Annotated in this window: 17 protein-coding genes; 10 read left to right on the top strand and 7 right to left on the bottom strand. The window is 69.0% G+C overall.

The window, feature by feature from the left end; genetic code table 11:
- The first annotated feature begins 149 nt into the window (after nucleotides 1–149).
- The 7 genes from ACW5EG_RS09805 to ACW5EG_RS09835 all read left to right on the top strand — a co-directional run bounded on the left by ACW5EG_RS09805 (nucleotide 150) and on the right by ACW5EG_RS09835 (nucleotide 7,676).
- On the top strand, nucleotides 150–1,439 hold the full coding sequence (locus tag ACW5EG_RS09805) for a nucleotide sugar dehydrogenase (protein ID WP_457021344.1): 1,290 nt from the start codon (nucleotides 150–152) through the stop codon (nucleotides 1,437–1,439).
- Between the two features lie 20 nt (nucleotides 1,440–1,459).
- Nucleotides 1,460–2,467: an NAD-dependent epimerase gene (locus ACW5EG_RS09810; RefSeq protein ID WP_457021345.1), complete on the top strand. Its 1,008-nt coding sequence runs from the start codon at nucleotides 1,460–1,462 to the stop codon at nucleotides 2,465–2,467.
- A 91-nt stretch (nucleotides 2,468–2,558) separates the two neighbouring features.
- Nucleotides 2,559–3,179, top strand: a complete 621-nt coding sequence (locus tag ACW5EG_RS09815) for an XrtA/PEP-CTERM system exopolysaccharide export protein (RefSeq protein WP_457019730.1) — start codon at nucleotides 2,559–2,561, stop codon at nucleotides 3,177–3,179.
- The gene (locus ACW5EG_RS09820) at nucleotides 3,179–4,762 is read left to right on the top strand and encodes an XrtA system polysaccharide chain length determinant (RefSeq protein ID WP_457019732.1); all 1,584 of its coding nucleotides are present in this window, start codon (nucleotides 3,179–3,181) and stop codon (nucleotides 4,760–4,762) included. The genes ACW5EG_RS09815 and ACW5EG_RS09820 overlap by 1 nt, the downstream gene beginning before the upstream one ends.
- Nucleotides 4,763–4,795: 33 nt before the next feature.
- Complete coding sequence (locus ACW5EG_RS09825; protein ID WP_457019733.1) at nucleotides 4,796–5,530, top strand: polysaccharide biosynthesis protein; 735 nt, start codon at nucleotides 4,796–4,798, stop codon at nucleotides 5,528–5,530.
- 17 nt (nucleotides 5,531–5,547) lie between these two features.
- A complete protein-coding gene (locus tag ACW5EG_RS09830) occupies nucleotides 5,548–6,846 on the top strand; it encodes a hypothetical protein (protein ID WP_457021346.1) in 1,299 nt (432 codons plus the stop codon).
- Nucleotides 6,846–7,676 (top strand): acyltransferase, encoded by an 831-nt coding sequence (locus ACW5EG_RS09835; RefSeq protein WP_457019736.1) that lies wholly within the window; start codon nucleotides 6,846–6,848, stop codon nucleotides 7,674–7,676. Before ACW5EG_RS09830 ends, ACW5EG_RS09835 begins: the two co-directional genes overlap by 1 nt.
- Nucleotides 7,677–8,117: 441 nt before the next feature.
- Here ACW5EG_RS09835 and ACW5EG_RS09840 read toward each other — a convergent pair whose 3' ends face one another.
- The 3 genes from ACW5EG_RS09840 to ACW5EG_RS09850 all read right to left on the bottom strand — a co-directional run bounded on the left by ACW5EG_RS09840 (nucleotide 8,118) and on the right by ACW5EG_RS09850 (nucleotide 12,400).
- On the bottom strand, nucleotides 8,118–9,350 hold the full coding sequence (locus ACW5EG_RS09840; protein WP_457021347.1) for a pyridoxal-dependent decarboxylase, exosortase A system-associated: 1,233 nt from the start codon (nucleotides 9,348–9,350) through the stop codon (nucleotides 8,118–8,120).
- 114 nt (nucleotides 9,351–9,464) lie between these two features.
- Nucleotides 9,465–10,742, bottom strand: a complete 1,278-nt coding sequence (locus ACW5EG_RS09845) for an O-antigen ligase family protein (protein WP_457021348.1) — start codon at nucleotides 10,740–10,742, stop codon at nucleotides 9,465–9,467.
- A gap of 113 nt (nucleotides 10,743–10,855) precedes the next feature.
- Nucleotides 10,856–12,400 (bottom strand): oligosaccharide flippase family protein, encoded by a 1,545-nt coding sequence (locus ACW5EG_RS09850; RefSeq protein ID WP_457021349.1) that lies wholly within the window; start codon nucleotides 12,398–12,400, stop codon nucleotides 10,856–10,858.
- 250 nt (nucleotides 12,401–12,650) lie between these two features.
- Here ACW5EG_RS09850 and ACW5EG_RS09855 point away from each other — a divergent pair, with 250 nt between their 5' ends.
- On the top strand, nucleotides 12,651–13,781 hold the full coding sequence (locus ACW5EG_RS09855; protein WP_457021350.1) for a glycosyltransferase: 1,131 nt from the start codon (nucleotides 12,651–12,653) through the stop codon (nucleotides 13,779–13,781).
- 25 nt (nucleotides 13,782–13,806) lie between these two features.
- Here ACW5EG_RS09855 and ACW5EG_RS09860 read toward each other — a convergent pair whose 3' ends face one another.
- On the bottom strand, nucleotides 13,807–16,572 hold the full coding sequence (locus ACW5EG_RS09860) for a right-handed parallel beta-helix repeat-containing protein (RefSeq protein WP_457021351.1): 2,766 nt from the start codon (nucleotides 16,570–16,572) through the stop codon (nucleotides 13,807–13,809).
- A 260-nt stretch (nucleotides 16,573–16,832) separates the two neighbouring features.
- On the opposite strand from ACW5EG_RS09860, the gene ACW5EG_RS09865 reads away from it, so the two are divergent.
- Nucleotides 16,833–17,828 carry a polysaccharide deacetylase family protein gene (locus ACW5EG_RS09865; protein WP_457021352.1) on the top strand — a complete coding sequence of 332 codons (996 nt, stop codon included), beginning with the start codon at nucleotides 16,833–16,835 and terminating at the stop codon, nucleotides 17,826–17,828.
- Between the two features lie 10 nt (nucleotides 17,829–17,838).
- Nucleotides 17,839–18,600 carry a J domain-containing protein gene (locus tag ACW5EG_RS09870; protein ID WP_457021353.1) on the top strand — a complete coding sequence of 254 codons (762 nt, stop codon included), beginning with the start codon at nucleotides 17,839–17,841 and terminating at the stop codon, nucleotides 18,598–18,600.
- Between the two features lie 19 nt (nucleotides 18,601–18,619).
- Here the strand turns inward: ACW5EG_RS09870 and ACW5EG_RS09875 are convergent, their stop codons facing one another.
- The 3 genes from ACW5EG_RS09875 to ACW5EG_RS09885 form a co-directional block, all read right to left on the bottom strand.
- Nucleotides 18,620–20,200, bottom strand: a complete 1,581-nt coding sequence (locus ACW5EG_RS09875; RefSeq protein ID WP_457021354.1) for a class I adenylate-forming enzyme family protein — start codon at nucleotides 20,198–20,200, stop codon at nucleotides 18,620–18,622.
- Complete coding sequence (locus tag ACW5EG_RS09880; protein ID WP_457019749.1) at nucleotides 20,197–20,457, bottom strand: acyl carrier protein; 261 nt, start codon at nucleotides 20,455–20,457, stop codon at nucleotides 20,197–20,199. The genes ACW5EG_RS09875 and ACW5EG_RS09880 overlap by 4 nt, the downstream gene beginning before the upstream one ends.
- A gap of 96 nt (nucleotides 20,458–20,553) precedes the next feature.
- Entirely contained in the window at nucleotides 20,554–21,951 is a 1,398-nt protein-coding gene (locus ACW5EG_RS09885; RefSeq protein ID WP_457019751.1) for a TIGR03013 family XrtA/PEP-CTERM system glycosyltransferase, read from the bottom strand.
- Between the last annotated feature and the right edge of the window lie 36 nt (nucleotides 21,952–21,987).

The following is a 21,987-nucleotide window of genomic DNA, read 5'->3' on the forward strand; positions in this document are numbered from 1 at the left end:
TGAGTCGATTATCCGACACCGCGGCGCCATGCGCGCACTGGCCGCACCGCGCCGCAATATGCGTTGTGCCATGTCGCATCCTGAGCGTGCGCCGGCCTGCCCCGGGACCGCGGCTAGAATGCGACCTCCTTCCACAGACGGCCTGACGGATGACCGCTTCCCTGCCCGAACGCAACGACATCCGCATCGCCGTCATCGGGCTCGGCTACGTGGGGTTGCCGCTGGCGGCCGCCTTCGGCCGCAGCTATCCGACCGTCGGCTTCGACATCGATGCCGCACGCGTGGAGCAGCTGCGCCGCCACCACGACCAGACCCTGGAGATGTCCGAGGCCGAACTGCGCGCCTCGACCGGCCTGGCCTGCACCGCCGATCCCGCTGCGCTGCGCGACTGCAACGTGTTCATCGTCACCGTGCCCACGCCGATCGACGAGTACAAGCGCCCGGACCTGCGGCCGCTGGAGTCCGCCAGTCGCACGGTCGGCAAGGCCATCGCCCGCGGTGGCGTGGCGATCTTCGAATCGACGGTGTACCCCGGCGCCACCGAGGAAGTGTGCGTGCCGATCATCGAGCGCGAGTCCGGCCTGCGCTTCAACCACGATTTCCATGCCGGCTACAGCCCCGAGCGCATCAACCCGGGCGACAAGGAGCACCGGCTCGAGAACATCCTCAAGGTGACGTCGGGCTCCACCCCGGAAGCGGCGGACTTCGTCGACGCGCTGTACGCGAGCGTGATCACCGCCGGCACCCACAAGACCTCGAGCATCCGCGTGGCCGAGGCGGCGAAGGTGATCGAGAACACGCAGCGCGACGTCAACATCGCGCTGATCAACGAGCTGGCGCTGATCTTCGACCGGCTCGGCATCGACACCCACGAGGTGCTCGAAGCCGCCGGCACCAAGTGGAACTTCCTGCCGTTCCGGCCGGGCCTGGTCGGCGGCCACTGCATCGGCGTGGACCCGTACTACCTCACCCACAAGGCGCAGCAGATCGGCTACCACCCCGAAGTGATCCTGGCCGGGCGCCGCATCAACGACAGCATGGGCAGCCACGTCGCCCAGCGCGTGGTCAAGCTGATGCAGCAGCGCGGGCTGCGCACGAGTGGGGCGAAGGTGCTGATGCTGGGCCTGGCGTTCAAGGAAAACTGCCCGGACCTGCGCAATACCCGCGTCATCGACATCATCGACGAGCTGCGCACCTACAGCGTCGACGTCGACGTGCACGACCCCTGGGTTTCGCCTGCGCAGGCCCACCACGAGTACGGCATCGCGCCGGTGGCCGAGCCGCAGCCCGGGCACTATGACGCGGTGATCCTTGCGGTCGCACACCGCGAATTCGTCGCACTGGGCGCAGACGGCGTGCGCGCCTTCGGCAAGCCCGATGCGGTTTTGTTCGACGTCAAGCGCGCGCTGCCGCGCGATCGCGTCGACGGCTGCCTTTGAACCAAACGGAAAAGACACGAATGCGCGTACTCGTCACCGGCGCCGCCGGCTTCATCGGTTCCCACCTGACCCATCGCCTGGTCGAGCGCGGGGACGAGGTCCTCGGCTACGACAACCTCAACAACTACTACGATCCGACGCTGAAGCAGGCGCGCCTGGATCGGCTGCTGCCCAAACCCGGCTTCTCGTTCGTGCAGGGTTCGCTGGAGGATCGCGGCACGCTCGAGCGCGCCTTCGCCAACTTCCGCCCGCAGCGCGTGGTCAACCTCGCCGCGCAAGCCGGCGTGCGCTACTCGCTTGAAAATCCGCACGCCTACATCGACAGCAACATCGTGGGCTTCACCAACGTGCTGGAAGCCTGCCGCCACGGCGGAGCGGAGCACCTGGTCTACGCCTCGTCCAGCTCGGTCTACGGCGCCAACCGCAAGCTGCCGTTCGCGGTCGAGGACAGCGTCGACCATCCGGTCAGCCTGTACGCGGCGACCAAGAAGGCCAACGAGCTGATGGCCCACACCTACAGCCATCTGTTCGCGCTGCCGACCACCGGCCTGCGCTTCTTCACCGTGTACGGCCCCTGGGGCCGCCCGGACATGGCGCTGTTCCTGTTCACCAAGAACATCATCGAAGGCCGGCCGATCGACGTGTTCAACCACGGCCACCACACGCGCGACTTCACCTACGTCGACGACATCGTCGAGGGCGTGATCCGCACCCTGGATCGCATCCCCGGGCCCGACCCCACCTACGATCCGCTGCTGCCCAACCCGGGGTCGTCGAGCGCGCCCTACCGCGTCTACAACATCGGCAACCACCAGCCGGTGCAGCTGCTGCGCTACATCGAGGTGCTCGAGGAATGCCTGGGGCGCAAGGCCGAGAAGAACCTGCTGCCGATGCAGCCGGGCGACGTGCCCGACACCGAGGCGGACGTCGAGGCGCTGCGCCGCGACACCGGCTACCAGCCGTCCACGACGATCGAGACGGGCGTGCGCAACTTCGTGGCGTGGTACCGGGAGTACCACGGCATCTGAATGCGCCAGGCGGGTCGCGAGGCCCGCGCTGTCCTTGCTTTGCGCCCTTCTCCGTATATCCCCGTATCGAAACACTAACGGGGTCCTACCGATGCACATCCTCCGCCTGGTCGCGGCCGCCATGCTCATTCCGGCGCTCGTCGCCTGCGCCACGGCCGGGACCTCGTCGTCCGCGCCGCCACCTGCCGCCCAGACCATCGTGGGCGATTACCTGATCGGCGTTGACGACGAAGTCCAGGTCGCGGTCTGGCGCAACCCCGAGCTTGGCATCACCGTGCCGGTCCGTCCCGACGGCAAGATCTCGGTGCCGCTGGTCGGCGACATCATCGCCGGTGGCCGCACGCCCGCGGATGTGGCCAAGGACATCCAGGACAAGCTGGGCGACTACGTCCGCGACCCGCAGGTCGCCGTGATCCTGACCCAGCTGCGCAGCCACGAGTACCTGTCGCGCGTGCGCGTCACCGGCGCCGTGCGCCAGCCGGTTTCGATCCCGTACCGCCAGGGCATGACCGTGCTCGACGCGGTGCTTGCAGCGGGCGGACTCACCGAGTTCGCGGCTCCCGATCGCGCCGACCTGTTCCGCCGCAACGAGGACGAGACCACCACGACCTACGCCGTGCGCCTGGACCGCATCCTCAACCGCGGCGAGCTGCAGACCAACTACAACGTGGCCCCCGGCGACGTGATCACCATTCCCGAGCGCACGTTCTGATGTCCTCCCAGCTTCCCGCAATGCGCCCGTCGACGCCGGGCCGCAAGGTCGATGGCCTCCAACCCGACGAACTCCTGGTCATCCTGTACAAGGAGGCGCGCAAGCGCGTGGGCATGATCGCCGCGATCTTCGCGGTGATCATGCTGCTGACCCTGGTGGTGGGCCTGTTCGTCATCCCGCGCAACTACGTGGCTTCGACAACCATCCTCGCCCAGGACAGCGACATCATCCAGCCGCTGCTGGAGGGCCGCGCCGTGCCGACCGGGGTGTCGGACCGCGCCGGCCATGCGCGCCAGATCCTGTTCGGGCGCAAGGTGCTCGAGCAGATCCTGGACATCGGCGGCTGGGCCGCGTCCGACCCGAGCGCCATCGCGCGCGACCGGATCATGGAGGACATCCGCAACAACACCACGATCAGCGCCCCGCGTCCGGACCTGGTGCAGATCGACTACCGCGACACCGACCCCGAGCGCGCCTACCGCGTGGCCGACGCCTTCGGCGCGTTGTTCATCCAGGAAACGCTCGCCGCCAAGGAACGCGAAAGCCGCGAGGCCTACGAGTTCATCGACAAGCAGGTGCGCGGCTACCACGCCAAGCTGCTGGACGCCGAAGGCAACCTCCAGGACTATCGCTCGCGCAACGCCGACGCGCAGCCGGGCAGCGCCACCGACGTCAATGCGCGGATCACCTCGCTGCGCAGCCAGGTCGAACAGGCGCGGATGACGCTCATGGAGCAGGAATCGCGCGAGTCTGCGATTGCCTCGCAGCTGTCGGGCGAATCGGCGGTCACCGCGACCAACACCCGCGAGAACCTCTACAACACCCAGCTGCTCGAGCATCGAGCCGAGCTGGACCGGCTGATGCTCACCTTCACCGACCGCCATCCCGACGTGGTGCGCGTGCGCCACCAGATGGAGGACATCCAGCGCGCGCTGGCCGCCGAGCAGCAGCGCCGCAGCCAGCCCGGCCAGGGCGCGCTCGCCTCCGAGGACGTGCAGCTCAACCCGCTCTACAACGAGCTGCGCAGCCAGCAGGCGCAGGCGCGCCGGGAAGCCGCCGCGACGCGTTCGCGGATGGGCATCGCGCAGTCCCTGCTCGGCGAGGAAATGGACCGCAGCCGCCGCATCGCCGCGTCCGAGAGCGCGCTGTCCGAGCTGACCCGCGACTACGAGGTCAACCGCGAGATCTACCAGGACCTGCTGCGTCGGCGCGAAAACGCACGCGTGTCGATGGGCCTGGACCAGGAGAACCGCGGCCTGACCCTGCGCATCCAGGATCCGGCGACCGTGCCGCTGCGCCCCAGCGGACTGCGCTTCATGCACATCGGCGCGGCCGGCTTCGTGTTCGCGGTCGCGCTGCCGCTGGGGCTGCTGTTCCTGCTGGCCCGGTTCGATCCGCGGGTGCGCTCCGCACGCCAGATTCCGCTCAGGACCGGCTTCCCCCTGTTGACCACCATTCCCGCCTATCCCACGCCGCGCGAACGACGCCGCCAGTCGCTCAAGCTCGTCATGAGCGTGGCCACAGTCGCTGCGGTGTTCGTGATCTATGGCCTGGTGTTCGCCTTCAAGCTCGCCAGCGCGTGACCCTCCATGCAATCGCACCGCCAGGAATTGCCGATGAATGACCCCGCGAACGAGGTCCGCAGCATCTCGACTGCGCCCAAATCCCGTTCGATCTCCCGCGCCACCGAATCCCAGGCGCTCAGCACGCAGGGGCTTGAGGAACGCAGGCTGATCCACCGCAACGATTCGGCACGTGTCCAGGCCGATGCCTTCCGCGACCTGCGCACGCGCCTGCTCGCGCTCGGCGGCGACACCAACTTCGTGACCCTGGTGGCGCCGGTCGTGGCCGGCTGTGGCGGCAGCTTCGTCGCGCGCAACCTCGCGGCGGCGTTCGCGTTCGACGAAACCAAGGTCGCGACCCTGGTCGACTGCGACGCCCTGCACCCTGCACAGCATTCGGCGCTCGGCGTGGATGCGCCCGAAGGCGGGCTGATGGACTACATCGAAGGCAGCGTCGGCGAACTGCAGGACGTGCACTACGGCACCGGCCTGCCGCGCCTGTACCTGCTGCCGTCGGGCAGCGTGCGCGAGATCGCCGGCGAATCGTTCTCTTCGCTGCGCATGCGCACGCTTATCGACTCGCTGCGCAGCAGCCATTCCAACCGCTACATCGTGCTCGACAGCCCGCCGGTGCTGCGCTCACCGGACGCGCGGATCCTGTCCGACCTCGCCGACCTGGTGGTGCTGGTGGCCGGCTACGGCCGCGTCACCACCGACCAGATCGAAAAGGCCGCATCCAACTTCGCCCCCGGCAAGGTCGCCGGCGTGGTTTTCAACGACATCCATTGAACCAGCGGGGACAAGCCATGCAGTGGACCAGCATCCGGACCACGCTGATCGCGCTGGCGATCGCCGCGGCGCTGCCCGGCGTCGCGCATGCGGTGCGCGTGGACTACACGATCGATGCCGGCTACGAGCACGACGACAACGTCACGCTCAGCGAAGTCGACCCGATCGAGCAGGACATCGCGCGCCTCGGCCTGGGTTTTTCGGTCGAGCAGGCCTCGTCGGTGGTCCGCGCCAGCGTCATCGGTCGCGTTGACCACCGGCGCTATGAAGACGTGTTCGACGACATGACCGACCGCATGCTGCAGGGGCGGCTGGACTGGGAGATCCTGCCCGACCGCCTCGCGTTCGTGGTCGAGGACAGCTACGGCGTCCAGACCATCAACCGATTCAGTCCCGATGCGCCCGACAACCGGCAGCAGGTCAACGTGCTGTCGCTGGGGCCGACCTTCATGTTCCATCCGGGCAACCTGCGCGGGCTGGCCGAGCTGCGCTACATCAACAGCGACGCGGAGATCACCGAAGACTTCAACTCCGACCGCATCCTCGCCGCGCTGCGGCTGACCCGCGAGATCGACGCGACCAGCTCGCTGTCCTGGAATGCACAGGTCCAGCAGATCGATTTCGACAACGACCTGGTCGCCCGCGACCACGACCGCATCGAGATGTTCGCCACCTACGCGCGCAACTACCGCCGCTTCGACCTGCTGGTCGACGCCGGCTACGCGCACCTGGACTACGACGACGGGGAGAGCCGCGGGCGCCCGCTGGTGCGGGCGGAGATTGGCTGGAACCCCAGCACCCGCAGCCGCTTCTCGATCAACCTCGCCGACCAGTTCTCCGACGCGGCGACCAGCACCCTGGACGCGATCGACACCACCGGCGGCGTGCCGACCTCGGTCATCACCGGCAACACCACCGTCACCGCCTCCGCGTTCGAGCAGCGCAGCGTCATGGCCCAGTACGAATTCCAGGGCACGCGGACCGCGGTCTCGCTGCACGGCCAGGTGCTGGAGCTGGACTATGTGGACGCCGGCGATTCCAACGAGGAGATCCGCAGCGTCGGCGCCTCGCTGCGCTACCGGCTGCGCCCGACGCTGACCGTCGGCGCCTCGGCAAACATCGACCGCAACCAGTACGAGGCCCCGGCCGACCGCAGGGAAACCAACCGGCTCTACAGCGCGTCGCTGGACAAGCAGTGGTCGCGCCACTGGAGCTCGTCGCTGAGCTACACCCGCTACGAGCGTTCGAGCTCGCTGCTGGCCGGCGAGTTCGAGCAGAACGTGGTGTATCTCAGCCTGTCCTACCGCAACCGCTGATGACGGCACCGATGGACCAGCGCCAATCCTTCCGGCAGTGGCTCGCCGGCTCGCCACATCCGGCCGCCGCCGGCGCACGCGCCGCGCGCGGCATGCTGCGCAACTTCACCCTGCCCGCGCCGCGGCTGCTGGTGCTGCCCTACCTGTGGCTGTTCCTGGCCCTGCGCTCGACGATATTCGCCGTGCGCCGGCTGCTGGTCGCCGAGCCGCTGTTCAAGGCCTACTGCACCCGTGTCGGGCGCGGCGTGACCACCGGCATCTATGTGCCGTGGATCCAGGGCAAGGGCGAGCTGCTGGTGGGCGACGGCGTCCACGTCAGCGGCAAGCTGTCGATCAACTTCGCCGCGCGCTTCTGCAAGCGGCCGAGGCTGGAGATCGGCAACGGCACCGACATCGCGCACGACTGCAGGATCGTGGTCGGCAAGGAAGTGGTGATCGGCGCGCGCGTGGAGATCGCAAGCAACGTGACCATCCGCGATTCGGGCGGTCACCCCGCCGACCCCGCGCGCCGCGCCGCAGGCGCGCCGCCGGACGAGGCGGACGTGAAGCCGGTGGCGATCCACGACAACGTGTGGATCGGCTCGCATGTCCTGGTCATGCCCGGCAGCGTCATCGGCGAGGGCAGCATCGTGTCCGCGCATTCGGTCGTGGCCGGCACCGTCGCTCCCTACACCATCGTCGCCGGCAACCCCGCACGCAGGATCGGCACCCTGGAGCCGCCACCCGAACGCGCGCACCTGGTGCCCGTCAAACCCACAGCCACGCCAGCGCGCCCTGCCGCCGCTGCCGGAACAGGTGCGGCTACGCCGAATTCGCCCACGCCGGCCTGAGCCGCGCCGCAGGCAAACAAATGGTGCTTCTTCCATTCGAGGGGAGTCGGCCGGGTGGGCGGGATCAGGCCTGCGGCCCGGAGTCGTCCCGGGCCGGGGGTTGCTCCCCGGCTCGGTCAGCCATCCATGGCTGACTCGCCGCCGCAGCGCATCCATGCGCTGCTTTCCGCAACCCCCGCCCCGGAACGACCATCGCCGAGTCACTGACGTGGCTTCGAAGAGGTGGTAACGAAGCATCGCACTAGGAACAGCGATGAGCCGCGTCCTGGCGGCCGGGGATCGCGTCAAGCAAAACATGGATGTTTTGCGCGCAAGTCAGGACATGGATGTCCTGACCGAGCGGAAAGCGATCCCCGGCCGACAGGGCGTGGCGTCCATGCCGAAGGCCCGAAGGCGGACTTCTCCCTACCGTTCCGGCACCCTCGCAGGCGCGACGCCAGATCAGACCAGCGCTTCGACGACCTCGGGATGTCCGAGGAACCCACGCGGGCTCGCGCTGCGCCCGTAGGCGCCGGACTGGAACACCACCACCAGATCGCCGGGCCCGGCCTGCGCCAGCTCCATGCGATCGGCCAGCAGGTCCATCGGCGTGCACAGCGGCCCCACCACGCTGGCCACCTCGCGCTCACGCGCGCCGGCGTTGACCTCGACCGGATAGTTGCGCCGGATCACCTGGCCGAAGTTGCCGGACGCGGCGAGGTGATGGTGCATGCCGCCATCGACGACGAGGAACACCTGCCCTCGCGAGATCTTGCGGTCCACCACGCGGCAGACATAGATGCCCGCCTCGCCCACCAGGTAGCGACCCAGCTCGATGACGATGTGGGCGCCGGGGAAATCCCCGTCCAGGCGCGCGGACAGCGACTCCAGGTTGGCGACCACCGGATCGAGCTCCAGCGCCGCCTCGCCCGGCGTGTAGGGGATGCCGAAGCCGCCGCCCAGGTTGAGGCTGCGCACCGGCGCGGGCAGCAGGTCCTGCCAGGCCAGCGCCTGCTCGTAGCACTTGCCCTGCGCTTCCACGATCGCCGCATGGCGCAGGTTCTGCGAACCGGCGAACATGTGGAACCCCTCGAATGCCAGCCCCGCCGCGGTGATCTCGCGCAGCAGCTCCGGCACCACCTCGGCGTCCACGCCGAACTGGCGCGCGCCGCCGCTCATCTTCATGCCCGAAGCCTTGAGCTCGAATGGCAGGTTGACCCGCACCGCGACGCGCGCGGGCGCACCGACCGATTCGCTCGCGCGCGCCAGCAGCGCGACCTCGCGGAACGATTCCAGGTTCACCACGATGCCCGCCGCCACCGCCTGCATAAGCTCCGCGTCGGACTTGCCGGGGCCGGCGAAACTGATGTGCTCGGGCGACATGCCCGTATCCAGCGCCAGGCGCAGTTCGCCCGCCGACGCCACGTCGAGGCCGTCGACCAGGCCGGCCATGTGGCAGACCAGCGCCGGCATCGGATTGGCCTTCATCGCGTAGTGCAGGAGCACGTTGCCGGGCAGGCGCGCGCGCAGGCCGGCGGCGCGGCGCGCGATCCGGGCGCGGTCGTACAGGTAGCACGGCGTCGCACCCATCGCAGCGACCAGCCGCGACAGCGGCTGCCCGCCCACCAGCAGCTCGCCGGCGCCATCGCGCGCCCAGGGTTCCATCAGCGTCCGCGAATCAAACTGTGCTTCCACCACATTCCTCCCGTTGGGCGGCCACCCGGCAGCGCCAGGTGCACCAGGGCCGGCCACTGCCGGCACCGCATTGTTCGGCGACGCCATGCCTCGCGCCGTCGCCTTGCCGCTGTATCATCCGAACGCCAACAGCACCTTGACCATCAGGTACAGCCCGATCGTGGCCGCTGCGGCGATCACCGGCCAGCGCAGCAGGTTCTGCTTCAGGCTGAAGCCTTCCACGCCGGGAAACATTCCGCGCACGACGGTGAAGTGTGCCACCACCAGCGCCGCCAGCAGGTAGAGCAGGATCACGTAGCTGCGGCTGAGGAAGAAGGCGGCGGTGAAGAAGCCTGTCAGCGACACCAGCAGCGCCAGCGTCAGGCGCCGGGACTCCCACCAGTCCCAGGCCAGCTGCTCATCGTCCTCGGCGAACTCCGGCTCGTGGCGCAGCAAGCGATGCATCATCCAGAAGCAGTAGCCCACGAACGCGAGCCAGATGGTGAAGCCGACCACGCCGTTCTCGGCCAGCACCAGCACGTAGGAGTTGTGCGCGGTGAGATGGTGGTAATCGGTGAAGCGGCCGGTGCCCACGCCGAACACCGGATGGCTGATCAGCAGCTGCATGCCTTCGTACCAGGCGTCGACGCGTCCGGCCGCGGACTCTTCCTGCACGTCGATGTCGCTCATCCGGTTGGGCATGAGCTGCAGCCCCGCCACCGCCACCAGGCCGAGCATCCCGGCCAGCACCGGGCCACGCCGGACCAGCACGTAGACGCCGGCCATCGCGATCACCGCCACCAGCGCGCCACGCGAGTGGGTGAGATAGATGCCGTAGACCAGCAGCAGACAGGCGCTCCACCAGAACAGCTTGCGCAGGCCCATCATCCCGCCGCGCGCGCCGAGGTAGACCGCCATCGGCACGCACATCACGAACAGCATGCCCAGGTCGTTGGGATCGCTGAAGATGCCCACGTACTGGATGCGACCGTCGTTGACCAGGCCCATGCCGGTCCAGCCCTCGCCCGTGGTCGCCTGATCGGCACCGTGCAGCGCCAGCACGCCGGCGCACAGCACGAACACGGCCATCGTCGCGACCACCTTGCGCTGCGTATCGACGGCGTTGGCCAACAGCACGAACGACACCACCGTGGCCAGGAAGCCACTGAACTGCTGTATCGCGCCGCCCGGCCAGCCCGAGACCAGCACCGACAGGCAGGTCGCCAGCAGGAGCATGACGATCAGCGGGTACTGCGGCGCATCGAAACGTTTCTCGCGCGAGAACATCCACGCCAGCAGCGCGCAGGCCAGCGCCAGCGGCAGGAACGGCACGCCGGGAAACGGCCAGCCCGGGTATTCCTGCGGGCGGATCAGCACCAGGATCAGGTAGATGATGATGAACAGGTACAGCATGGCGTCTCAGCAGTCTTCGGTCGAAGCGGGGGTGGGCCGGCATCTGCGGCTACGCGGCGCAGTCCTTCCCGTCAGGTATCGGTACCACGTCCACGTTCCCTGTTCACGCCTGCTCATGGCAGTTTCAGCGCCCAGCGCTGCAGGAAGCCCGACATCCGTCCATGCAGGAACGGATAACGCTCGAGGAACTCGAGGAAATGGGCGACGTCGGACGAGCGCCAGGCGTTGAAGGCAATGGTTGCGGCGAGGAACAGCACGGCGAACAGTACGCCTGCGGCCAGTTCCGACCACACCCCCGGCATCAGCAGCGCCAGCCCGGTCGCCACGATGCCGGCCAGCAGCGCGCTGCCCAGCAGTCGCGCAAACGCACCAAAAGGCAGTCGCAGCCGCAACATGCGGCTGACCGCCACCCACAGCAGGGCCGAGCCCAGCAGTCGCGAACAAGCGTACGACGCCACCGCGCCGACCAGCCCGTACCGCGGCACCAGCGCGAACGCGAACGCCACCGACAAACCCAGGAACAGCGCCGAGAACCCCACCCGCATTCGCTGGTTGTCCGTGGTCGACAGCAGCGCGGTGAACGCCGCCTCGCCCAGGGTCAGCCCGCCCACCAGGATCATCACCCGCAGCGGCAGCAACACCTGCGCGTATTCGTCGCCGTAGAGCAGCATGACGCCGGGGCGCGAGACCAGCAGGCCCACGCCAATCAGCATCAGGCCCAGGAACACGCAGTGGCGCAGCGCCGTGGTCATGATCCGGTTGACGTGTTCCAGCCCGCCGCGGCCGAAGGCATGCGCCATCACCGGCATCAGCACGGTGATGAGTCCCGAGGCCAGCAGGTCGACCCCGCCGCGGCTGAGTGCGGCGGCGATCGCGAAGAAGCCGACCTCGGCAGGTCCGACCGTGGCATTGAGCAGGTAGGTCTCGATCGACTTGTTGCTCAGGGTGAAGGCCAGCACCAGGATCACGGTCCAGAACAGGTGGCCGCGAACCCGCTGGCGCAGCACCGGATCCAGCGGCGCGGCGGAGGTGACCATGCCGCCGCGGCGCAGCATCCATGACGACATCAGCCCGTAGCCCATGCTGACCAGCACGAACGCGAGCAGGTAACCCAGCAGCGGCGCGTCGAAATACACCAGCAGCAGCACCGCGACGACGTTGACCCCGCTGAGCGTGACCGTTGCCTTGGCCTCGACGTCGAAGCGGCCGTAGCCCTTGGCCACCGAGGCATCGAAGATGTAGACCGCCTTGGACAGCCCCGCCACCAGCGCGATCAGCACGAACCAGGCAAGCGGGCCTTCCCAGCCGTCGGGCGCCAGATGGCGGCTGCCGAGGACGAAGACGACCGCCACCAGCGCCAGGCATGCCAGCTGCCGCCGCAGCAACCAGCCGTGGACGCTGCGCGCGGCCTCGGGCGCGTCGCGCCCCAGCAGGTCGGACATGAAGCGGATCGCGGTGGTGCTCAGGCCGTTGTTGCCCAATGCCAGCAGGATGCCGGCCACCCAGACGACGTAGGAATAGCGGCCGAAATCCTCGGGGCCAAGACTGCGGGCAACGATGATGCTGACCAGCAGGCCGACTGCGTACGTGACGTAGGTCGACCCCATGATCATCGCCGCGGCGCGAATCGCAGCGGCACCACTGAACTGCTGGCCCATGATGTATCGACTACTCGGTGGAGGCGGTGCGGACGAATGCCCGCGGTTCATCCGCACGCCACTGGCGCACGCGATGCGGATCAAGACAGCAAACGTGTTTCGACCCCCGATTCAGGACATCCGAGGCGCATTTCGCGGTGCCTGTCCTGGGATGGCCGGCAAACGCGTTGTTACATGCAACGGCGGACCTCCGTCCGGGCCGTGCTCCGCAGCGGCGCGGCGGCGCGCCTGCACAGACGCCCGGCCACTGATGGAACCGCACCCGCCCCTCGGCATCCTGCATGTCGTCAACTCGCTCGACTACGGCGGCCTCGAGCGCGTCGTATGCGACCTGGCCCTGCAGCAGCACGCCGACGGCCACCGCGTCCGCGTCTTCAGCATCTGCGACACCGGCGGCTTCCGCGAGTCTCTGGAAAGCGCCGGCGTGCCGGTGACCGTCGGCGGCAAGCGCCGCACCCTGGACCTGCGCGTGCTGCGGGCGCTGCGCCAGGCCGCGACCGGCCACGCCATCGACATCCTGCACACCCACAACTTCGTACCCAACTACTACGCGGCCACCGCCATGCTGGGCGCGCGCCACCGGCACGCGATCGTCAACAGCTGCCACAACATGGGCACGCGCCTGTCGAACGCGCGCCTGCGCGGCCTGTACCGGTTGTCGCTGAGGCGCACGGCACGGGTCGCGATGGTCGGCGAGCAGGTCCACGGGCGCTTCACCGCCGACGGCATCGTCGATCCGGCGCGTGCGGTCACCGTGCGCAACGGCATCCCGGTCGCGCGCTTCAGTCCGGACGACGCACGCAGGCACGCGGCGCGCGCGCAGCTGGGCATCGCCGATGACGCGCCGGTGATCGGCAGCGTGGGGCGGCTGGTCGACCTGAAGAACCATCGCCTGCTGATCGCCTGCATGCCCGCGCTGCTCGCCGTGCACCCCGCCGTCCGCCTGGTGCTGGTCGGCGACGGCCCCATGCTTGCTGAGTTGCGCGCTTGCGCGCAGTCGCTGGGCGTCGCCGGCCAGGTGGTGTTCGCGGGTGCGCATGACGACGTTGCCGGGCTGCTGCCGGCGCTGGACATCTTCGCCCTGCCCTCGCGCACCGAAGGCCTGTCGATCGCCCTGCTCGAGGCCTGCGCCGCACAGCGCGCGGTCGTGGCGACAGCGGTCGGCGGCAATCCGGAGATCATCGAGGACGGCGTCACCGGCCGCCTGTTCGCCAGCGAGGACCAGGCCCGGCTGTGCGCACTGCTGCTGGAGCTGCTCGGCGACGCGCCGCAGCGTCAGCGCCTCGGCGAAGCGGCGCGCCGCTGGGTCCAGGCCAACGCCTCGGTCGAGGCGATGGCAGGCCGCTATCGCGAGGTCTACGCCGACGCGCTGGCGCGCTGAGCGGCGGACCCCTGGCACAGCGCGCTCAGGCGCTGCGCACCGCCTGCAGCTTCACCTCGCCATAGCCCGGCCGCGGGATCAGATGGTCGCGGTACTGGCCGGGCTCGCCGGCCAGCCCCGCCTCGGCGGCCTTGGCGATGTTGTAGGCCTCGCGCGCGCTCACGTAGTGCAGCTTCCAGTGCGCGCCGTCGTTGTAGCGCGACTCGAGGTGGTCGTAGGCCTCGTGCATGGCCTTGCCGAGCAGTGCGTCCATGTCCTGGTCCTCGGCGCCATGCGTGTGGATCTTGACGAAGATCCACTCGGGGCGGCCTTCGACGTGGATCCCGGTCTCCACCCAGCCATCGATGCGGTCCGGGCTGGCGGTGGCGACCGCGCGCACGTCCGAGTTCTCGATCCGCGGCAGCAGCCCCCACTTGCGGCTCTTCCAGCGGAAGCCCAGCGGCCCCTGCACGATCATCAGGTCGCCTTCGTCGCGCCCGCCGACCTTCACCCGCGGCCCGGTGTCGTGCGACTTCGGGCGTGCCGGGTCGTCCTTGGCGTAATAGATGCGGTTGATGGTCCGCGTCTGGCAGGGATCGGGCGCCGACGGCAGGGTGAAATCGGCATAGCAGCCGGTTTCGCGCAGTACGATCAGCTCGTTGTCGACGCCACAGTGGCGGCCGCTCGGGTGGCTGTTGTCGAGCGCCCAGTTGCCGTGGATGAAGGCCCAGCGCGGCTGCCCGGTGATCGGATCGCGCGGCAGCGCATCGTGGCGCGAGGCCAGAAGTTCGGTGAAGCGCGACAGGGTTGCGCGCAGGTTTTCGGCGGTGTCGTTGTCGTGGTGCAGGTGGATCTCGATCTCGCCCAGGCCAAGCCGGCACAGCTCGACCAGCGCGTCCAGGTGCTCCTCGCGGTATTCCTCTTCGGGGTAGAAGAAGGTGTGTACCGGCGGCCGACCATCGGCATCGCGGTGCCGCTCGCACAGCGTTGGCAGGTCACGCCGCCAGCGTGCCACCCGCTCGCGCTCCTTGGCCAGGTCGGGTTTGCCCCAGGCCGGCTCGTAGTGGTCGACGAAGCAGAACATCAGGTGCCGCGTGGTGCCGGCGGGCACCGGCGCGCGCCAGTCCTGGCGCATCCACGCCAGCAGCCAGCCGGTGATGTTGCGCCGGCGCGCGACGCGCACGGCCAGGCCGGCGGCGACGATGGCAAACAGCAGCAGCACCAGCGCGGCTGCACGCAGCGGCGAGATCCACGGCAGCGCCGCGTACCAGGCGCGCTGCACATACGGCGCCGCTGCGGCAGCGCTCACGCCGGCCTGGGCCGCCATGTCGCGGAGCGTGGCTTCCGGCGGGGGTGTGCCACCGGCGCCGCCACCTGACGGCGGCACGAGCACACCGATCGCTTCGCTGGAAGGTGTTTCGTAGGCGCCTAGCGTGCTGCGCTCACCCCTGGGCCGGCCCTCGATGTCGTCACCGACCTGGGGCAGCGCGTGGCCTGCGCCGATCGCCGCGCTCCCCGCCAGCGGCCGTCCGTCCGCATCGACCCCAAGGCCGGCATCGACGCTGTGCGCATCGGTGCCCATCGCCTTGCGCCACTGTTCGAACCCGACCCGCCGCGCCAGCAACGGCAGCGGCGAATCCGGGCGCTGGTCGACGAAACCGCAGGGGCCCGCGCTGTCGTGGTAACCGTTCCAGTCCAGCCCGGCGTTCCCCTCCAGCGCCGAGATGCCGCCCAGTTCCGGCGACCAGCGGATCTCCACGCAGGGCCCACCGCTCTGCACCACCAGGTTGTTGTGGACGGTCGGGTTGCGGTTCGGCGGCCGCTTCGCATCCTCGTTCCAGTCCTGGAACACGATGCCGAAGAACAGCGCCGACTGCGCTTCGCGCGCCGCGTCGATGATGGTGTTGTTCGCGACCAGCGTGTCCTTCGAGGCGTACAGCCCGATCCCGGCATAGCGCGTGTTGCGCACGAGGTTGTTGCGCACAATCCCGCGGATCGCCTCGTGGTACTCGGGATTGGCCTCCAGGTCGAAGAAATCGACGCTGGTGTCAAAGCCGACCAGGATGCCGGCATCGCCGGTGTTCTCGATGCGGTTGCGCTGGATCACCACGTCGCGCGCGCCGCCCTTGAAGTAGAGGCCGGTGGTCGCGACGTCGTGGATGTAGCTGTCCTCGACCAGCATGCCGTCGCCGTTGACGTTGTCGATGCCGTCGGCGTTTTCTCCGTCGCGGCGACCGGTGCTGTGGATCTCGACCCTGCGGATCGTGGCGCGGTTGGACTTGGGCGTGATCTTGATGCCGTCGCGCCCGGTGTCGTGGATCAGCAGGTCCTCCAGCACCACGTCCGAGGCACCGGTGTATCCCTCCGTGTCGCCCTGCGACCAGTTGGTCTGCAGCATCACGCCGTAGTAATGGCCGCCGCTGATCTCGAGGTTCGACAGCACGCTCCCGGACGCTTCGGGATCGATGTGGATCGTCACCGTATCGGGCTCAGCCGGATCGCAATGGATGTGCGCGCGTTCGCCGGGGGCGGAGCGGATCGTGAGCGGGACGCGCAGGCGCACGTCGCACTCGTCGTAGCGGTTGTTGCCCGCGGGCCCTGCCAGCACCAGCGTGTCGCCCGCGTTGGCGACGCCATCGGAAGTGTTGAGCACGCGCCCGAGCGTGCGGAACGGCCGCTGCGCCGACCCGTCACCACGGCTGTCATCACCGGCGGTCGAGACGTGCCACGTGGCCGCATGCGAAGGCCCGTGGGCCAGGGCGGCGGCGGCGATCACGAGCGCGAGCGCGAGCAGGAGGGTTCGGGTTGTCATCGGGATCGGTCCAGCCATGCAGTGCGAAGTGCTGGCCCCGGACGAATGCATGCCGCGGTGGCCTGAGCCGGCCGCATCCGGCGGGGCCGCACGAACCGGCCACGCGCTCCGCGCATGCCGGGAATCTTCCGGTAAGACGCGATTCCGGCCCGCGTCCGGCCAGCGTCCGTTCCCGTCGACGTTCACCGTTACAGGTTGCAGGGGAAGGAACGGGTCGCGCAATGTTGTGCCTGCGCCCCTGTGGAAACAGGAGTATGCAGATGAAGAAGCGGATTGCCGCAAGAGTGGTTTCGCGCACGGGACTGGACCGGCTGTTTGCGGCCCTGTTGCCTTCCAGGGGCGTCCTGATCCTGAACTACCATCGCGTCGGCGATGCCGCCAACTCGCCCTTTGATCGCGAGCTGTGGAGTGCGGACGCCGAGGCCTTCGACGCGCAGATCGCGATGCTGGCGCGGCACTTCGACGTCATCTCGCCCGACGATTTCGAAACCGCGGCAAGCCGTCGCGGGCGCCACGTACTCGTCACCTTCGACGATGGCTACCTGGACAACTACCAGATCGCCTATCCGATCCTGCGCCGGCACGGCGTTGCGGCCACGTTCTTCATCGCGACCGGCTTCATCGACCGGCCTTCGCTGCCGTGGTGGGACGAGATCGCCTGGCTGGTGCGCGGCAGCACGCGCGCACGGATCGACCTGCGTCCCTGGATCGACGAGCCGCTCGCCCTGTCCGCGCATCGCGAGACGCAGATCCACGCGCTGCTGTCGATGTACAAGTCGCTGGAGACATCCGAAGCCGCGGCGATGCTGGCGGCGCTACGCGCGGCATCGGGCCTGTCCCCGCCCGACACCGTCGCCGAGCACTGGATGAACTGGAACATGATCCGCGAGATGGCGGACAACGGCATGACCATCGGCGGGCATACGGTCAACCATCCGGTGCTGTCGCGCCTGCCGAAGGAACAGCAGCGCGAAGAGATCGAGGGTTGCGCGGCGCGGATCCTCGCCGAAACCGGCAGGCCCATGGAATACTTCGCCTATCCCGTCGGCAGCCCCTGGGCCTTCAATGACGACACCCGCGATTGCCTCGAGGCTGCCGGCGTGCGCCGCGCGTTCTCGTACTACGGCGGCGAGGCTTCACCGTCCTCGCCCCGCTTCGACACGCCGCGCGTGGCGGTCGAACCCAATGTCGGCCTGCCGGACCTGAGCGCCATGCTGCGGCTGCCGGGCATCTTCTGCAGGCTCGATCCGGAATGAGGGCTGGCCGATGCGCCACCCGGCCGTGAACGTGCCCATCGACTTCTTCGCGCTGTACCGCGAGCTGGGAGTCGAGCCCTCCTGCACGCCCGAAGCGCTCAAGCGCGCCTACCGCCGTCGCGTCGCCGAGCTGCATCCGGACCGTTGCGGCGATGGCCTTGCGGGCCAGGATGCGCTGAAGACGATCAACATCGGCTACGCCGCCGCACTCGAGTTCTTCCGCGCGCACGGCCGTCTGCCGGGTGCTGCAGCAGCGCCGCCGGCGCAGGTGCCGCCCCCGCGGGCACAGCCCGTCGAGACCTCGCTGATGCCGGTACAGGCCGAGGACTGGGACGACGCCCCGTCGCCGCGGCGCCGCCGCGTGCTGGCCATGGCGCTGGTGGCGCTGGCGCTGGTGTTCGCGCTGTCCCAGTTCCCCGACCTGCGTCCGGCCGCCCAGGCGGCCGCGGCGCCGGAGCCGGTGCTTGGCGCGCTGCCGCAGGCACCTGCACGCCCGCGCCCGGAGGCGCAGATCGCACTCGCGGCGGGCATGCCCGCCAGCGAGGTGCGCGACGCGCTGGGCGCCCCGACCGACACGACCGAAGACGGCCATCTGTGGCACTACGGGCCGTCCTGGGTGCGCATGGTCTGCGGACAGGCGCGCGACTGGTACAGCTCGCCGCTCAAGCCGCTGGGCGCTTCAAGCAGGCAGCCGGGGCCGGGCGAGCGCTGGGAGGGCGAGACCCCGCGCCACTGCGGGGACCTGCCGGCGGGGATGTTCCCGCCGGGCTGAGGTGCGCAGCGGGCGGCGCTCAGGCCGCCTCGTCCTCCGGCAGCGGCCGTCCCTCGGCTTCGGCCTGCAGCACGCTGCGGCGGATCTTGCCGGTGCCGGTCTTGGGCAGGGCATCGCGGAACTCGACCGTGCGCGGGACCATGAACTCCTCCAGGTGCGCGCGGCAGTGGGCCAGGATCGTGCGCGCGTCCAGGTCGTCGCGGTCGGTCACCACGATCGCCTTGAGCGCATGCCCCATCACCGGGTCGGGCACGCCGACCAGGGCCGCCTCGCGCACGCCGGGCAACGCATACAGCACGTTCTCGACTTCCTTGGGGCTGACCTTCTCGCCGCGCGACTTGAGGATGTCGTCCTTGCGCCCGACGAAATACAGGAAGCCTTCCTCGTCCATTCGGAACAGGTCGCCGGTGTGCAGCACCCGCTCCCAGGGATAGCGGCCGGGCCTGAGCGTCTTCGCGGTGGCCTCGTCGTTGCGCCAGTAGCCCTGCATCACGTGACCGCCGCGCACGACCAGCTCGCCGACGGTGTTGGGCGCTACGCGCCGGCCCTCGTCATCGGCCACCCAGGCCTCGGTGCCGGGGATCGCGATGCCGACGCTGTCGGGCCGCGTGTCGAGCTGCTCGGGCGGCAACCAGGTGCAGCGCTTGGACTCGGTCATGCCGTACATCGAGTACACGCGCGCATTGGGGAACAGCTCGCGCAGCTTGAGGATGTGCGCCGGCGGCAGCGCCGCCGCGGTGTTGGTGAGGTAGCGCACGCTCTTCGCCCATTCGGGATCGAAGTTGCGCAACTGCAGGATCAGCGCGGCCATCGTCGGCACCAGCGGGAAGCCGGTGATCTTCTCCGAGGCCAGCAGCGGCAGGACCTTCTGCGGGAACGCGAACGATTTCTCGAGCACCAGGGTGGCGCCCATCTTCACGCACATCAGCAGCTGGTACAGGCCGTAGTCGAACGACAGCGGCAGCACGCTCAGCACCACGTCGTCGCTGCGCGACTGCAGGTAAGTGGTGATCGAGGACGCGGCGCACTCGATGTTCCGGTGCGTCATCATCACGCCCTTGGGATTGCCGGTCGACCCCGAGGTGTAGACCAGCATCGCCAGGTCGATGTCGATCCCCGCAGGCCTGCGCGACGCCGCGCCGGGCGAGCGCAGCGACGAGAACGCGTCGAACGACATCGCGTTGCCGGGCATTTCCCCGGCCGCGTCGTCGACCACCACGATCCTGCGCACGCTGGGCGCCTGCGCGGCCGCTGCGAACGCGACCGGGGCCAGGCTGGCCTGCGTGAACAGCACCGCCGCCTCGCAGTTGTTGAGGATGAAGGCGAGCTTGTCGGCCTTGGTGGTCGGATTGACGGCGCTGAAGATGCCGCCGGCGCGCAGCGTGCCGAAGATGCCGATCGCGGTTTCGACCCGGTTTTCCAGGAACAGGACGCAGCGCTCGCCGTTCTCGAGGCTCGCGTGCTCGACCAGGCCGTCGGCGAAGCGGTTGGCGGCGGCATCGAGGCCGGCGTAGCTCGTCCTCTGCCCGGCGTGCACGATCGCAACGTGGTCGGGACGCGCGGCGGCCGCCAGGGCCAGGTGGTGTTCGTAGCGGTTCATGCCGGGTTGCCGGCCTCCTGCAGCTTGCGCTCCACGTAGGCGGTGATGCCGTCGACGCTGCCCAGGTTCTCGGGCACCACGTCCTCGTCGTCGACCAGGAAACCGAATGCTTCCTCCAGCCACGTCACCAGCGTCAGCACGCCGATCGAATCGATGATCCCCGCCTGCAGCAGGTCGGTATCCCCGGGGTATTCGCCGCCATCGGTCGGGAAGGTGTTGGCGATGAATTCCCGGACCAGGCTTTCAGTGGCTGCCATGCGTGCTTCTTCTTCGTGTCGGAGGTGTGGCGGGACGGCCGCGGCGGGAGGCCGCGGACGGTTGTTCAGCCCCGCAGGCGCTGCATTCCGGGCGGCTCAACGCGCGCCGCGGCGGAACAGGACGACCTCGACGGTCTGCAGCAGGATCATGAAATCGAAGACCAGTCCGTGGTTCTTGACGTAGAACAGGTCGAACTTCAACTTTTCCCGCGCATCGTTGACCGAGGCGCCGTACGGGTAGCGAAGCTGGGCCCAACCGGTGAGCCCGGGCTTCACCGAGTGCCGGACATTGTAATAGCGGATTTCGTCATTGAGCTGGTCCACGAACTGCGGCCGCTCCGGGCGGGGACCGACGAAGCTCATGTCGCCGGCCAGCACGTTGAACAGCTGCGGCAGCTCGTCGAGTCGGGTCATGCGGATGAACCGTCCCACCCGCGTGGTGCGGTCGTCGTTGCTGCTGGCCCAGCGCGCCACGCCGTCCTTCTCGGCGTCGGTGCGCATGCTGCGGAACTTGGTCAGATTGAAGGTCCGCCCCGCCTCGCCCACCCGGGTCTGCCGGTACAGGATCGGCGACCCCGACTCCAGCCACACGCAGGCCGCCACCAGCAGCATCGCCGGCCAGGCCATCAGCAGCAGCAGCAGCGCGGCCGAGATGTCGAAGGCGCGCTTGCTCAGCCTGCGCGGGAACGAATGGTCGAAGCCGCCGGAAAACACCAGCGAGGACGGGTCGGCGATCTCGAGCTTGATCAGCCCGGCCTCGCGCTCGAAGAACGCCGGCAGGTCGACGATCGCGATGCCCTGCTGCGCGCACTGCAGGATCTGGTCCATGGGCACGCCGCCGCGGCGCTCGTCGGGCGCGATCACGATCTCGTGCGCATGCAGCGCGGACGCGGTGTCGAACAGGGTGGACCCGCTCGGCGCGACCAGCAGATTCTCGGCCACGACCCTGGTCTGCCCCTCGATGGGCAGGAAGCCGATCACGCTGAATGCCTTGCGGTCGCTGCGCCGGCGCAGGCGGCTGTTGATCAGGTCGGCGTTGTTGCCTGCGCCCAGGATCAGGATGCGGCGCTTGAACGCCTCCACGCCGGCCAGCGGGTAGATGACCAGGCGCAGGAAGCAGACCAGGACCAGCCCGACCACCAGCGCGATGCCCAGCACGCCGCGGCCGATGTAGGTCGCGGGGATCGCGTAGTACAGCACCAGCAGCCCGACGCCACCGAACGCGAACGCCAGCACGATGCGCAGCGCCAGGTCGACGCGGTTATGCCGCGTGTGCGGTTGGTACAGCCCGAACGCCGCCATCGCCGCGGTCACGAACAGTGCGACCAGCAGGGTCCGCCCCGGCGCGGTCTCGACGAACAGGCCACGGCTCGCTGGATCGTCGATGAAGCGCAGCCAGACCGCCAGGGTGACCGCCAGCAGGATCGCCAGCAGCTCCAGCAGCCACAGCAGCCGCACCGTCCGGTTGGCCCGGCCCGCGAATGCGCCGATCACGACCGCCACCCGCAGCTGGATCGCGACCCGGTGGTC

This window comes from Luteimonas sp. A611 (assembly GCF_054072715.1).

Bases quoted from the DNA above. Each gene is read 5' to 3' on its own strand.
- ACW5EG_RS09845 (WP_457021348.1), bottom strand. From the start codon at position 10,742: ATGCTGTACCTGTTCATCATCATCTACCTGATCCTGGTGCTGATCCGC.
- ACW5EG_RS09855 (WP_457021350.1), top strand. From the start codon at position 12,651: ATGGAACCGCACCCGCCCCTCGGCATCCTGCATGTCGTCAACTCGCTC.
- ACW5EG_RS09870 (WP_457021353.1), top strand. From the start codon at position 17,839: ATGCGCCACCCGGCCGTGAACGTGCCCATCGACTTCTTCGCGCTGTAC.
- ACW5EG_RS09880 (WP_457019749.1), bottom strand. From the start codon at position 20,457: ATGGCAGCCACTGAAAGCCTGGTCCGGGAATTCATCGCCAACACCTTC.
- ACW5EG_RS09815 (WP_457019730.1), top strand. From the start codon at position 2,559: ATGCACATCCTCCGCCTGGTCGCGGCCGCCATGCTCATTCCGGCGCTC.
- ACW5EG_RS09835 (WP_457019736.1), top strand. From the start codon at position 6,846: ATGACGGCACCGATGGACCAGCGCCAATCCTTCCGGCAGTGGCTCGCC.
- ACW5EG_RS09820 (WP_457019732.1), top strand. From the start codon at position 3,179: ATGTCCTCCCAGCTTCCCGCAATGCGCCCGTCGACGCCGGGCCGCAAG.
- ACW5EG_RS09830 (WP_457021346.1), top strand. From the start codon at position 5,548: ATGCAGTGGACCAGCATCCGGACCACGCTGATCGCGCTGGCGATCGCC.
- ACW5EG_RS09810 (WP_457021345.1), top strand. From the start codon at position 1,460: ATGCGCGTACTCGTCACCGGCGCCGCCGGCTTCATCGGTTCCCACCTG.
- ACW5EG_RS09805 (WP_457021344.1), top strand. From the start codon at position 150: ATGACCGCTTCCCTGCCCGAACGCAACGACATCCGCATCGCCGTCATC.
- ACW5EG_RS09875 (WP_457021354.1), bottom strand. From the start codon at position 20,200: ATGAACCGCTACGAACACCACCTGGCCCTGGCGGCCGCCGCGCGTCCC.
- ACW5EG_RS09825 (WP_457019733.1), top strand. From the start codon at position 4,796: ATGAATGACCCCGCGAACGAGGTCCGCAGCATCTCGACTGCGCCCAAA.
- ACW5EG_RS09860 (WP_457021351.1), bottom strand. From the start codon at position 16,572: ATGACAACCCGAACCCTCCTGCTCGCGCTCGCGCTCGTGATCGCCGCC.
- ACW5EG_RS09865 (WP_457021352.1), top strand. From the start codon at position 16,833: ATGAAGAAGCGGATTGCCGCAAGAGTGGTTTCGCGCACGGGACTGGAC.
- ACW5EG_RS09850 (WP_457021349.1), bottom strand. From the start codon at position 12,400: ATGGGCCAGCAGTTCAGTGGTGCCGCTGCGATTCGCGCCGCGGCGATG.